The organism is Undibacterium sp. GW821-FHT11B02, assembly GCF_058808955.1.
This window is the reverse complement of the sequence record NZ_JBXASD010000007.1, coordinates 295858-309343: the sequence shown is the minus strand read 5'-3', so window position 1 is coordinate 309343 and position 13486 is coordinate 295858. Positions and strand designations below refer to the sequence as shown.

Sequence of the window (13486 nt, the reverse complement as noted above, 5' to 3'; positions counted from 1 at the left end):
TCAGCTTGCCTGCAAGCCTAGCACCTGTTTTTGCAGGGCGATCAGATCGTTGATGCCCTCTTGTGCCAAGTCCAGCAGTTGATTCATGGTGGCACGATCAAAGGTTTCGCCTTCGGCGGTCCCTTGTACTTCGACAAAATGGCCGTTTTCTGTCATGACCACGTTCATGTCGGTATCGCATTGCGAATCTTCAGGGTAATCCAAATCCAGTACCGGCTGCGACTGGTACACACCAACAGAAATCGCTGCCACAAAATGCTTGACTGGTACCCGTGGGATCAGTTCGCGCTCCACCAGTCTGGAAAATGCGTCATAGGCTGCCACCATGGCACCGGTGATCGAAGCGGTACGTGTGCCTCCATCAGCCTGAATAACATCACAATCGATATGCAGGGTGCGCTCACCAAATGCTTCCAGATCAAAGGCTGCGCGCAATGAGCGTCCTATCAGTCGCTGAATTTCCTGGGTGCGGCCAGACTGTTTGCCTTTGGCTGCTTCGCGGTCCATGCGGCTGTGTGTGGAACGTGGCAGCATGCCATATTCGGCGGTTAGCCACCCCTGCCCTTTGCCTTTTAAAAAGCCGGGTACCTTGTCTTCTATACTGGCGGTACAGATAACCCGAGTATCACCAAACTCGATCAGGACTGAGCCTTCAGCATGCTTGGTGAAATGGCGACTGATGACAACCGGACGCAAGGCGTCCGCTGTGCGCCCACTAGGGCGAAATGTATTTGACATGTGATTTAATTCTTAGAAGTAATGCGTGACGATTTGTGTATCGCATTGCGGATTTCGGCAATGGCTTTTTCTATTTCTGCGTCATTAAAGACGTCGCCGTCCGACTGTTCCACTTCAGCGTCCATAGGTGCCTGTATGGTTGTCGTGACAGAGCCGATAGGCAAGGTATTGGTGGAAATGATGGTGGAATTATCCATCCTGTCATCCCCTTCCCACATCATGGCCAATGCGGTGACATTATCACTTTGCTTGCCTGCAATATCTACCGCAGAACGTATCAGTTCAGGTACAGCGCGCACAATGGTATGGTCATGCAGGCGCTGTGCGAGCATATGATCAGGTAATACTGACCACAAGCCATCAGAACACAATAGCAGCAAATCACCAGGCTGCAAGACGGCGCGACGGGATAGTTCAACGATCGGGGCGTTCGGCGCACCGAGGCAATTAAACAGTTTGTTGCGGTCAGGATGGGTATGGCGTTCTGCCGGATCTACCTTACCTTGCGCAATTAAGGTTTCCAGGCGCGAGTGATCTTTGGTACGCAGTAAAATTTGCCCCTGCCGTATCCAGTACAAACGCGAATCGCCGCAATGCGCCCAATAGGCGTAACCATTCTGGATCAGGCAGGCAACGATGGTGGTACGCGGAGTTTCCGGTAAATTATTGATGGCGCGATAACGATGTATCTCTTGATGCGCCGCCAGGAAACTGTCTTCCATAAACCGTTCGGGGCGCCCTATCATCGGGTGTGCCTGTTGCTGAAAAAGGTTTCCTATGGTCTGCATGGCAATAGCAGCTGCCATTTCACCCATGATGTGGCCACCCATGCCATCCGCCAGCAAGAGCAAAATCGAATCGCGAGTGAAACTGTACCCCATTCGATCCTGGTTGACCTTGCGGCCACCAATATGACTTTCTTGATAAACGGAAAAACGCATGTGATATAAAAGTTAATTCTGTTGATAGGGACTTCTGTTCATTGAAACAAAGGTCATGTCAAGGACGCTGCAGCTTGCAACAAAGCGCATTTAATTCAAGGTGCTTTCTTGTATTGTTGTATGGTCGCTTTCGGTTTTTTTTCTTTTGCCATTAATAAAGGTGGTTATCTTCAAGCGTATTTTTTCCATGAAAGTCAGTTCTCTCTGTGGTTGGGCCTGTATTGCAAGCGCCTTTTGCAGGGCGAACACGCTTTGCGGTCGTTCCAGCGGATCCAGTTGCAGACACCAGCGCACGACTTCTATTAATTCGTTAGAGTATAAACCTTCCAGTTTGCGATAATGCCCATCCATTTTGTCATTGGTCTTGCGCTGGTCTGACGGCTGGGGTGGCGCCCCTACCATACAGGCAAATATGGACGCACCTATGCTGTAAATATCAGTCCAAGGGCCAAGGTTACCATTTTTTTGATATAACTCTGGTGCCGCGAAACCTGGCGTGTACATGGGATACAATTTGGGTATGTCAGTCTTAAGGGTTTGTCTGGCGGCCCCAAAATCCAGCAAAATCGGTGTGCCGTCCAGTCGCAGGTATATATTGGCCGGTTTCAAATCCAGGTGCAGCAACTTGTTCGTGTGCACTTCACGTAAGCCGTTCATGACCTGGTTGAACATGCGCCGGATAAAACGTTCTGACACCAGCGGTTTTTCACCCTTGTCGCGACGGCGCAAGATATGTTCCTGCAATGACCGCCCCGATTCATAGGCCATCACCATGTACACCGTTTCATTCGCCCTGAAAAAATTAATAACACTCACCACATTCGGGTGGGAAATGCGTGCCAGCGCGCGGCCCTCTTCAAAAAAACACTTCAGACCGATACGATAAATCGGTAAATTCTCGTTGGAGATAGCAGGTACCAGCTCCCCCTGCTGGCGCAAGGCGAGCGAGCTTGGCAAATACTCTTTGATGGCAACTGCATTGCCATCCTCATCGGATGCCAGGTATACAATACTAAAGCCACCGGACGCAATTTTCTTTACAATGCGGTATCCGGCAATTTCAAGTCCATCTGGTAGAGGTGCGTTATTTTGTGCGGCCATCAATCTTCCAATTCACTATACAAAACGGATTGTGTTGATTATTGCGGTATTTGTAAAGAATATCCTAGTGTCTAATGCGCAATTTTGCCAATCTTATACACAGTTCATCCCTTTTTGAGGAAATACTTTGAGCATTTTTAGCATGACTGGCTACGCCACCAGCACCAACGAAACCGATGCTGGCACTATTACCATTGAAATTAAAAGTGTCAATTCGCGCTTTTTGGACCTGCAATTCCGGATCAACGATGAATTTCGTTCCGTCGAATCGCAGTTCAGGGAAGCGCTGACGCGCAAACTGGCCCGTGGCAAAGTCGAGTGCCGTTTCAGCTTTGGTAAGAAAGTTGCAGAAACCAATCATAAATCGCTCAACGCTAGTCTGTTGACCCAATTGGCCGGTTTTCAAGTAGCGCTCAAATCCCAGTTCCCTGATGCCTCCCCTTTCACTGCCAATGAAATCCTGCGCTGGCCAGGTGTGATTGAAGAAGGTGAAATCAATGCCGAGTTTTTGCAGATTGCTATCAATGACACCATCAACAAAACGCTGGAAGCCTTCGTCACCAGCCGTGAACGTGAAGGAGCAGCGCTGGAGCAGGTATTGTTAAGCCGGATTACGGCCATGGAAGAAATTGTCACCCGTATTACCCCGCTGATGCCGCAAATCGTACAGCAATTTCAACAAAAGGCCACCACCAGGCTGGAAGAGGCCCTTGGCCTGGCCCTGCAATCTGGCGGAGTAAATGCTGGCCAGACCATCACCCGCGAAGAAGCACTCGACCGCATACGCCAGGAAGTGACCGTGTACGGTATCCGGGTCGATGTGGCAGAAGAACTGGCACGTTTGTCCGCGCATCTGACCGAAACACGGCATATCCTGAAAAAAGGTGGCCAGGTCGGCAAACGCCTGGACTTCATGATGCAGGAATTGAACCGTGAAGCCAATACCCTTGGTTCCAAGGCAGCCTCGAAAGAACTGTCGGACGCATCGATGGAATTGAAATTATTGATAGAACAGATGCGCGAGCAAGTGCAAAACCTTGAATAAGCAGACGCATTTGCTTATACTCCCGCCACTATTTTCTCTGGGAAATAATTAAAAACGAAGCCGACGGGCATTCTTTGCCTGTTTTTTGAGCATTATTTTGAGCATTAAGCACTTTATTATTAACCAGAATAACCACACCGGAGGACATACCTATGCAAGCCAATACTTCGACTGCCGGCAGTCTTTTCGTGGTTGCCGCCCCTTCTGGTGCAGGTAAGTCTTCATTGGTGAATGCCTTGCTGGCACAGGAACCGGCAATCCAACTGTCAATTTCCTACACTACCCGGCCACCGCGCCCTGGAGAGCAAGATGGTCGCGAATATCATTTTACGACGCCGGAAGACTTTCTCGCTCGCAAAGCACAGGGCGAGTTCTTGGAATCGGCAGAAGTATTTGGAAACTACTATGGCACCTCGCGCATTACCATAGAAGATCAGATGCGTTCCGGCACCGATGTCTTGCTGGAAATTGACTGGCAAGGCGCGCAACAGGTCAGGAAACAGTTTCCTGGCGCCGTTGGCATTTTTATTTTGCCGCCGTCGATTCCGGCACTGGAAGATCGCTTAAAAAAACGTGGTCAGGACGAGCCACATGTCATTACCAAGCGTATTTTGGCTGCCGGGGGTGAAATGGCCCACTCCCCCGAGTTCGAATATGTTATTATTAATCAAGACTTTGCGACAGCCTTGTCGGAATTAAATGCAATCGTGAAAGCGACACGCTGCCGATTTGCACAACAGGCAACTCGCCATTACGAGCTATTTGCCCAGCTTGGCATTCACGCCAATCCGAATTAATTCGCGAAACCCCACTTGTAATATTTGGTAATTTTTAGCATTTTATAAATAATTTAGTATTTAGGAAAAAACATGGCACGTATCACCATTGAAGACGCTCTGAAACAAATCCCTAACCGCTTCCAGTTGACTCTGTGTGCTACTTATCGTGCCCGCCAATTGCTGCAAGGCCACACACCAAAAGTCGACTCCAAGGACAAGCCGACTGTGATCGCCCTGCGCGAAATCGCTGAAGGCAAGATCGGCATTGAAATGTTGAAGAAAGTGCCTGTTTAAGCGTCGTTTCCGATAGTATTTTTATATCGTTATTCAACACGCTCATATCAAGCCAGTATTCATCGGCCGGGACCACTCAGAATGAACCTTAATGACAGTTATTCATCTCTGGAAATTAAACCGGCCGAATCAGCATCAGTCGCGCTTCCTCCTGTGCGCACCATTCCCGCAAAACATGCTTCACCGCTTGACGATCTGAACGGCGTGCGTGCGCCTGCCAATAGCACGGGCGTAGCATCCATCACCGCGCTGACCAATCGTATCGGTGAATACATGTCCGCCAGCGAATTGAAGCTGGTCAAGGAAGCCTATCGCTTTTCAGATGAAATGCATCTGGGACAGGTGCGCAAGTCAGGCGAGCCCTATATTTCCCACCCCATCGCTGTTGCAGAAATCTGCGCTGAATGGAAGCTGGACGTGCAGGCCATCATGGCGGCACTGCTGCATGACGTCATGGAAGATCAGGATGTCAAGAAAGAAGAACTGATAGAACGCTTTGGCGCACCGGTGGCGACCCTGGTTGATGGCTTGTCCAAGCTGGAAAAAATCGAATTTCAAAGCCAGATCGAAGCGCAGGCAGAGAATTTCCGCAAGATGCTGCTGGCGATGGCGCGTGATGTACGCGTGATACTGGTCAAGCTGGCAGACAGACTGCACAATATGCGCACCCTGGGCGTTATGTCGCCCGAAAAAAAACGCCGCATTTCGCGCGAAACCATGGATGTATATGTGCCTATTGCGCACCGTCTGGGTTTAAATAATATTTATCGTGAACTGCAGGATCTGGCGTTTTCGCACTTATACCCGATGCGTTACCGCACTCTGTCCAAAGCAGTCAAGGCAGCGCGTGGTAATCGCCGTGAAGTGGTCAACAAGATCATGGAAGCCGTCAAATCTGCACTTGCTGATGCCGGTATCAAGGCCGAGGTATATGGCCGTGAAAAAACCCTGTACGGTATCTACCGCAAAATGCATGACAAGCACCTCAGTTTTTCCCAGGTGTTGGATGTATACGGCTTTCGCATCGTAGTCCCGGACCTGCGCGAAAGTTATTACGCGCTGGGCAGCCTGCACGGTCTGTATAAGCCCATGCCGGGCAAGTTCAAGGACTATATCGCTATTCCCAAGACGAATGGTTACCAGTCGCTGCACACCACCCTGATCGGTCCGTATGGCACACCGGTAGAATTCCAGATTCGTACCCACGACATGCACCATGTAGCTGAATCTGGCGTTGCCGCGCATTGGCTGTACAAAAATGAAGAAGGCAGTCTGACTGACTTGCAGCAACGCACCCATGCCTGGCTGCAATCACTGCTTGACATCCAAAAACAAACCGGAGATTCAGCAGAGTTCCTGGAACACGTCAAAATCGACCTGTTCCCGGATTCTGTCTATGTATTCACCCCAAAATCCAAAATTATTGCGCTACCCCGTGGCGCAACCGCTTTGGATTTTGCTTATACCATTCATACCGATATTGGTGACCAGGCGATTGCTACCCGCATCAATCATGAACCCGTACCACTGCGTTCAGAATTGAAAAACGGCGACATCGTTGAAATTATCACTTCACCCAATTCACGTCCTACACCGAACTGGCTGACGTATGTGCGTACTGGTAAGGCCAGATCGGCGATCCGGCATTATCTGCGCACCATCAACCTGAATGAATCCACTGAACTGGGCAAGCAATTACTGGCGCAGGCATTGCTGTCAGTGAACCTGAACCCTGATCTGCCGCCACCCCTGATCGACAAACTGCTGAATGAATCCAGTGCCAAGTCGCTGGATGAAATCCATACAGATATAGGCATAGGCAAGCGCATGGCGGCACTGGTTGCCAGACATATACTTGACCTGGTTGAAGATGATTCCCCATCCATTCCTTTCCAGCAGTACGGTGACAAGATGGCGAACAAACGTGATCCTGTCATTATTTACGGTAGTGAAGGTTTGTCTGTCCAACTGGCGCCTTGTTGCCTGCCTATCCCCGGTGATGGCATCGTTGGTCAATTGAAACGGGACCAGGGGTTGGTGGTGCATACTGACGATTGTGAATATGCCAAGCGCCTGCACATTAAAGAACCTGATCGTTGGATAGACGTGAATTGGGGCGAAGAGCTGAATCGTCGTTTTGATTGTCGTATCGTCGTCACAGCGACCAATGAACGTGGTGCGCTGGCACGTATCGCTGCCGAAATTGGCGAATCCGATGCCAATATCAGCCATGTGAACATGGAAGATGGCGACGCCAATGACATGACCAATATCCACTTCACGATACAGATAGAAGGCCGTACTCACCTTGCTAAAATCATGCGCAACATCAAGCACCTGACCGGTGTCACGCGCATTGTCAGAGAACACGGCTAACCACGCCTTACTTACCTCGCCATCCACACTGCATCAGTGCATGTCTTGATGTAGTTTACGCAAGCCCCACCAGACCAAACCCGCAATTACCGGCAACAGCAAGCCTGTCATCAGATCCGGGTTCAGCGGCACCCCCATGGCTTTCAGACCCTTACCTGCATACTGCACCAATCCAGCCATGTAATAACTGATCGCGGCCACAGATAAGCCCTCAACCGCCTGCTGTAGACGTAATTGCTGGGCAGCGCGGGCGTTCATGCTTTGCAATATCTTGCGATTTTGCTGTTCCTGTACGATACCGACACGGGTACGCAACAAATCATTGGTGTGGGCAATACGTTCGGCCAAAGTCTCCTGCCTGCGCACAATGGCTTCGCAGGTGTTCATGGCGGGTGCCAGGCGCCTATCCATGAATTCTTGTATGGTGGGCACACCTTCAATACGCGACTCACGCATTTCATCAGTCCGCGACTGCACCAGCTTGAAGTAAGCTTTGGAAGCAGCAAAACGGTAACTGTTTTCCAGTGCCAGCCTTTCTATGCGGGCAGCAAGATCGATAATCTGGCGTAACAGGCTTTGCTCTGAATCAGCATTTGCAACGTCATTATGGCCGTTGCTGGGCATCGTCATTGTCGCTGTCAGCGTCACTAATTCATTTTCTATGGTATTCAGGATGGGAGAAGCGCGCTGAGCATGAGGTAAGCCGAGCAAGGCCATCATTCTGTAGGTTTCAATTTCCAGCAGGCGCTGGACGATGCGTCCGGCCTGCTGATCGAGAAAGCCATTGTCCCTGACGACAAAGCGACTGAAGCCATCGGCCTGTATCAGGAAATCAGTCCAGACTTCACCTCGCTTCAACACTTCACTGCCAACCAGGACGCCACCTTCAAAAAGCTGTCTTGATGGCAAGACAGGCTTGCTCTCATCCTGTTGCGGCAGCAGGGCTACATGCGCGGCAACCATGACTTTTCCCTGCAATTCGAACAGCCATTGTTGAGGCAGGTGCCGCAGCGGGGCATCGGCAAAAATCTGCTCCAGTGCTGATTCATGGGCTTGTTTGCCGGCTGTTTCATGCGCGTTTTCAACAAAGGTATAGGTGGCGAATTCAGTATGGCATTCCCACTTCAGACGGAAACGGCCAAAATCGTGGAAAAAATATTTACCCTCCCCTGCTGGACTGGCGACCCCGAAATGGCGGCAAAAATCTTCCAAAATGACTTGTTGCGTCAACAAATTGTCGCCACCAAGGTGGGCGTCACTTCTGGCGTAGATGGCCAGGTGGGTCAGTGTTTCAGGTGCCCGCAGTCGCAATGAGGGGCGCGAATGTATCTCGGCAGCCAGCGGCACTCTGAGCGGATGATTCAGTTTCGTGTAGGCTATGGACATAGTGATCAACAAATAACTGGAAAACTTTACGCCGGATAGTCAACCTCAAGAATAGTCAGCTCCTCGATGCCACCAGGTGTACGTAAAGTAATGGTGTCGCCAACTCTGGTCTTGATCAGGGCGCGTGCCACCGGCGAAATCCAACTGATCTTGCCCTGTAAAGGGTCGAATTCATCAACGCCGACAATACGGACAGTCACTTCATCGCCATGCTGGTTTTCATAGGTAACCGTCGCGCCAAAAAATATCTGGTCTGAGCCATGGTGCACGCTGGAGTCAAATACTTCGGCAATATCAAGGCGCTTGGTCAGAAAGCGTATGCGCCTGTCAATTTCGCGCAAACGTCGTTTGCCATAAATATAATCACCATTCTCTGAGCGGTCACCATTTGAAGCAGCCCAGTGCACAATATTGACGACTTCGGGTCGCTCAACATCCATAAGGTACAAAAACTCGTCCTTCATGCGCTGATGCCCTTCAGGCGTCATATAGTTTTTTACACCAGCAGGAATAGCTGGTGCGCCGAATTCTTCTTCGTCATCGGAGTCAGACTCTTTGATAAATGCTTTGCTCATTGCATTATTGTAACGGACTTGATGTAATTAATTTTCTTTGTAGCACCAAAATCTGTACATCCCTTATAAAATAGGTGAATACCTTGGCTGACCATGCTGGATACTGAACTTTTAACATCTATTCAAGCTTTGAATTGATCATCAAACACTGCGGATGCAGTTGAATTGAAAGCAACTTGTTTCCTTGCCATGCCAAGGAAAAAGAAGCAGCTTGCTTCTGCCAGTATGGGTTAGTCGTCTGAACAAGAAATGGATTTTGCATGACAGAAAAAGCAGCAATCAATATACTCATCGTAGACGATCATGCGGTGGTCCGTGAAGGCATAAGAAGCATCATATCAACCAGCACTGATATCGCCGTTGCTGCCGAAGCGGAAACTGGCCTGGAAGCCATCCGTTTATGTCGGCAACATGAGTTACAAGTCATCTTACTGGATATATCACTTCCTGATAAAAACGGTATTGAAGTGTTAAAACAGATAAAGTCAGAAAAACCGGGCGTTGCCGTCCTGATGTTTTCCATTCACAGAGAAGATCAATATGCCGTGCGCGCCTTGAAAGCCGGGGCTGCAGGTTTTTTGAACAAGCAATGCAGTGCTGGCCAGATTCTTGACGCCATACGCCAGGTTGCCCGTGGACTGAAATACATCAGCCCGCAACTGGCTCAGGAACTGGCCAATAATCTCAATCAGGAACATGAAGGTGCTCTGCACAAAACTTTGTCGGATCGTGAGTTTCAAACCATGACCCTGATCGCATCGGGAAAATCAGTCAGCGACATTGCCAAAGAATTGTCACTTTCTGTAAAAACCATTAGCGAATACCGATCGAGAATTCTTTTGAAGATGAAATTGCGGCACAATGCAGAATTAACGCACTATGCCATCAAGAATCAGCTTGTGGATTAAAAGACAATATTGGTGTGCGATTCAGTTTCGGTAAAACTTTTATTTGTAACACCTTTGTAGGTAACGCCTTTGTCAGAGCACCATGTCAAAAACTCCAAATAATACGCAATTCAAGACCCCGACTGACATCGCGCGTGAAACCTTCCGGCAGTTGGCGATACAAAGAATTGCACCTACGCCTGACGCTTATCGCAAATTATATAACGACATATCTGGCGTCATAGAACCGCCGCCGGAAGTAGTCGCTGAAGTTGCGGCACCAGTGTCTGAAGCAGAAAATCTACTGGTCAGCTTTGCCACTGGTTTACAAGCATCACAGACTGAATTGTCCACATTTGGACTCCGTTTCAATCGCGCCATTAAATCAGGCAACTGGCCTGACCTGAGCCGAGCACTGATGCAGCTGACGGAACGAATCACAGCACCGCCCCCTGCCCCTCCGGCCAATAGCATTAGTCTGGTTGATCCTGCCCCGGTAGCCCAGACAAAAAACATATCACTGGTCGATGATGGCCCGGTTGAAGATCCGCGCGTACGTGTACTCAAGGATTTGTTGTACCGTACGCTGGCTTTGGCGCTGACATCGTTGCTCAAACCAACCCCGCAACTCTCTGGCGAATCAGAAAGTCTGGCACAGGCAGTCAAGGTCGCCAACAATGAAAGTGAGCTGACCCACATTGCTGCACGCTTAAAACAATTGTGCTTTCAAATAGAATTGCAAAGTGGTGACAGTGCCGAACAGCAGGAATTGCTGTTGCGTCTGTTTGATTTGTTGTTGACCAATATTCACGACCTGCTCGACAACGACAATTGGTTGCGTGGCCAGATTGAAGTGGTGCAAAATCTGATTGCTGGCCCGATTGATCACCGCGCCCTGCAAGAGGCCACACGTAGCCTGAAAGATGTCATCTATAAACAGGGTGTGCTGAAAACCAGCATCGCAGAGTCAAAAACATCCGTCAAAAACATGATGGCGGCTTTCATTGACAGACTCAATGCGATGGCCGACAGCACCGGCGCTTACCAGCATAAAATGGGGGCTTATTCCCAACAATTAAGTACCGCCAAAGATGTCAGTGAAGTCACCAACCTGATCACCGATATCTTGAACGAAACCAAGGAAGTGCAGTTTGAAACCTTGCGTTCCAGAGACATGATCGTGGCTGCACAAAAAGAAGTCAGCGAAGCTGAAGCACGCATCAAGGAACTGGAAAACAAACTCGCCCAGATGAGCGAACTGGTAAGGGAAGATCAGCTTACCGGCAGCCTGAACCGTCGCGGCATGGATGATGTATTCGAACGCGAAGCAGACCGGGCAGACCGTCGCAAAACACCCTTATGCGTAGCCTTACTAGACCTGGATAATTTCAAGAAACTGAATGACACCCATGGCCATGCCGCCGGGGATGAGGCACTGATGCATTTGGTACGCATCGTCAAGCAAACCCTGCGGTCAATAGATGTGATCGCGCGCTACGGTGGTGAAGAATTTGTCATCATCATGCCAGAAACTGAACTTGAAGAAGCAGCACAAGCGATGACACGCGTGCAGCGCGAATTGACCAAGCATTTCTTCACGGCAAATGAACAAAGATTGTTTATCACCTTCAGTGCTGGTGTTGCCTTGCGCAATCCGAAAGAGCCACAAGATTCCACCATCAAACGAGCCGATAAAGCCATGTATGAGGCGAAACAGTCAGGCAAGAACCGTGTTGTAAAAGCAGGCTGATATTCAAAATTCGTGTCAGTACGACATTTGTTGTCAGCTTTTTACTCCCATACAGCCCATGCACAATAAGGTTGGTTAGGATCACGTCTGAGTTGAAGTTTGTTCAGACCAATCACTTCAAGCACTGCCATTGTTTCACCTGGAAATCTGGGACAATTCAATTCATCAAAGACCAGAACGGAGCCCTTGACCAAACGGGGAATGATGTTTTCAAGGACATCCTTGGTTGGTTGATATACATCCATATCAAAGATCGCCATCGAAATGACTGCATGAGGGTTAGATGTCAGCCATTCAGCCGAGGTCACCGAGGCATCGCCTTTAATCAATTCAAATTTGCGTATATGTGGAATAGGTGAACCTGCCTCATGCAATTGCAAAATTTCTTCCAGTTGCACTTCATAAGCGTCCATTGTCGAATAGTCGCCCACTGCAACGAGGTCTCCATCTTTGTCATTACGCGCTGCAAAGCCTGCAAAGGTATCAAAACCAATTAATTTTCTTGAGTAATTATAAGGTTCGTAAATGGCTCGCAAATTGGTCAGCAACGCTAGCGAAGCTCCCCATTGCACGCCAAACTCACAAATGACACCGGGTATATCTTTAATCAGGGAATATAAATGATTGAAATAAAGGACTCGCGATAAGGCGATGCGCTTCATGAATAAATTGGAATGCAAATTCCAATGCGGCCCCATGTTGGGCACAATAGTATTGCGCAATTCCAGCAGACGCTGATCTGCTTCAGCTTCCGTATTGCTGCGGGTGATGGATTCCCCTAATTTAGTTTTCATAAAATTTGCTCAACGGGTGTTTAAAACCAGGGTAATTTTGGAAAAAAATATTCTTTTTATCGCCTGTAGGACAGCCAGCTTCCATAAATCCGGGATCAGACAAATCGGATATACGAACCTGCCCAGTCCAACGTACTTTATCCGAGCAATTTGGCAAACTGCGGTGCAAAAGCATTTGCTTAAACAATATGACATCTCCCGCTTCAGCCAACACAGTCACCGGTGTTTCTGTCACGTCCACATCCAGGGCCAGATCACGTTGCAAGAACTGGAACTGTTCCAATACAGACTTGTCTGAAATTTTCTTATATGGATAGATACCTTTTTTGTGACTACCTGGAATGACCTGTATGGTGCCATGCAATTCATCCACTTTGCCAAATGGTATCCATGCGGTCACTGCATTGACTGAGCCCAGCAAGTACAGTGTATCTTGGTGCCAGTCAAACAAATGTCTACTATCATTGGGTCTGTCGTAACGCATATTGCAACAGCCCATCAGTACCGGCAATTGCAATCCCACGCTTTCACACAAAGACAGCAAGTCATGATTGCCAGACAACCTGCTTAGACATGGCAAGTAATGCAAGCGATCATATAGTTGTGATTGTTTTTGTGGCGAGACCAGCTCGGGGTCATAATCTTCAAATTTGAATTTGTCGCCTACGATAAACCGCCCTATGCGATTGATCTCGTTTTTGACATCATTGATTAAGTCATTGTCAAAAAAATTCTTTACGATGAGGTAGCCGTCATTTTCAAATTGCTCTTTTTGCGATTGCGTGATTTGAGCGATCATCATGTCCTCTCTTGCGAAATC

Annotated in this window: 13 protein-coding genes; 6 read left to right on the top strand and 7 right to left on the bottom strand. The window is 48.8% G+C overall.

Translation table 11 applies throughout. From position 1 onward, the window contains the following. The 3 genes from rph to AC1RVX_RS17155 all read right to left on the bottom strand — a co-directional run bounded on the left by rph (nucleotide 1) and on the right by AC1RVX_RS17155 (nucleotide 2780). The gene (rph, locus tag AC1RVX_RS17165) at nucleotides 1-738 is read right to left on the bottom strand and encodes a ribonuclease PH (protein WP_493217808.1); all 738 of its coding nucleotides are present in this window, start codon (nucleotides 736-738) and stop codon (nucleotides 1-3) included. 5 nt (nucleotides 739-743) lie between these two features. Continuing rightward, nucleotides 744-1679, bottom strand: coding sequence for a PP2C family protein-serine/threonine phosphatase (locus AC1RVX_RS17160; RefSeq protein ID WP_493217807.1), 936 nt, complete (start codon nucleotides 1677-1679; stop codon nucleotides 744-746). A gap of 90 nt (nucleotides 1680-1769) precedes the next feature. Then, nucleotides 1770-2780 carry a serine/threonine protein kinase gene (locus tag AC1RVX_RS17155; RefSeq protein ID WP_493217806.1) on the bottom strand — a complete coding sequence of 337 codons (1011 nt, stop codon included), beginning with the start codon at nucleotides 2778-2780 and terminating at the stop codon, nucleotides 1770-1772. 142 nt (nucleotides 2781-2922) lie between these two features. On the opposite strand from AC1RVX_RS17155, the gene AC1RVX_RS17150 reads away from it, so the two are divergent. The 4 genes from AC1RVX_RS17150 to AC1RVX_RS17135 all read left to right on the top strand — a co-directional run bounded on the left by AC1RVX_RS17150 (nucleotide 2923) and on the right by AC1RVX_RS17135 (nucleotide 7274). After that, nucleotides 2923-3825: a YicC/YloC family endoribonuclease gene (locus AC1RVX_RS17150; protein ID WP_493217953.1), complete on the top strand. Its 903-nt coding sequence runs from the start codon at nucleotides 2923-2925 to the stop codon at nucleotides 3823-3825. A 152-nt stretch (nucleotides 3826-3977) separates the two neighbouring features. After that, a complete protein-coding gene (gene gmk, locus AC1RVX_RS17145; RefSeq protein ID WP_493217805.1) occupies nucleotides 3978-4622 on the top strand; it encodes a guanylate kinase in 645 nt (214 codons plus the stop codon). Nucleotides 4623-4694: 72 nt separating this feature from the next. Continuing rightward, nucleotides 4695-4898 (top strand): DNA-directed RNA polymerase subunit omega, encoded by a 204-nt coding sequence (gene rpoZ / locus AC1RVX_RS17140; protein WP_186946559.1) that lies wholly within the window; start codon nucleotides 4695-4697, stop codon nucleotides 4896-4898. 81 nt (nucleotides 4899-4979) lie between these two features. Next, nucleotides 4980-7274 (top strand): RelA/SpoT family protein, encoded by a 2295-nt coding sequence (locus tag AC1RVX_RS17135; protein ID WP_493217804.1) that lies wholly within the window; start codon nucleotides 4980-4982, stop codon nucleotides 7272-7274. A 33-nt stretch (nucleotides 7275-7307) separates the two neighbouring features. Here AC1RVX_RS17135 and AC1RVX_RS17130 read toward each other — a convergent pair whose 3' ends face one another. Further along, entirely contained in the window at nucleotides 7308-8660 is a 1353-nt protein-coding gene (locus AC1RVX_RS17130) for a DUF3422 family protein (RefSeq protein ID WP_493217803.1), read from the bottom strand. Between the two features lie 26 nt (nucleotides 8661-8686). After that, a complete protein-coding gene (gene greB, locus AC1RVX_RS17125; RefSeq protein WP_493217802.1) occupies nucleotides 8687-9235 on the bottom strand; it encodes a transcription elongation factor GreB in 549 nt (182 codons plus the stop codon). A 260-nt stretch (nucleotides 9236-9495) separates the two neighbouring features. On the opposite strand from greB, the gene AC1RVX_RS17120 reads away from it, so the two are divergent. Further along, a complete protein-coding gene (locus AC1RVX_RS17120; protein ID WP_493217801.1) occupies nucleotides 9496-10143 on the top strand; it encodes a response regulator in 648 nt (215 codons plus the stop codon). Between the two features lie 82 nt (nucleotides 10144-10225). Further along, complete coding sequence (locus AC1RVX_RS17115; protein ID WP_493217800.1) at nucleotides 10226-11872, top strand: GGDEF domain-containing protein; 1647 nt, start codon at nucleotides 10226-10228, stop codon at nucleotides 11870-11872. A 41-nt stretch (nucleotides 11873-11913) separates the two neighbouring features. On the opposite strand, the gene AC1RVX_RS17110 is transcribed toward AC1RVX_RS17115, so the two are convergent. Together AC1RVX_RS17110 and AC1RVX_RS17105 are read right to left on the bottom strand one after the other, a co-directional pair. Then, the gene (locus tag AC1RVX_RS17110; RefSeq protein WP_493217799.1) at nucleotides 11914-12666 is read right to left on the bottom strand and encodes a class I SAM-dependent methyltransferase; all 753 of its coding nucleotides are present in this window, start codon (nucleotides 12664-12666) and stop codon (nucleotides 11914-11916) included. After that, a complete protein-coding gene (locus tag AC1RVX_RS17105; protein WP_493217798.1) occupies nucleotides 12656-13468 on the bottom strand; it encodes a phytanoyl-CoA dioxygenase family protein in 813 nt (270 codons plus the stop codon). Before AC1RVX_RS17105 ends, AC1RVX_RS17110 begins: the two co-directional genes overlap by 11 nt. Between the last annotated feature and the right edge of the window lie 18 nt (nucleotides 13469-13486).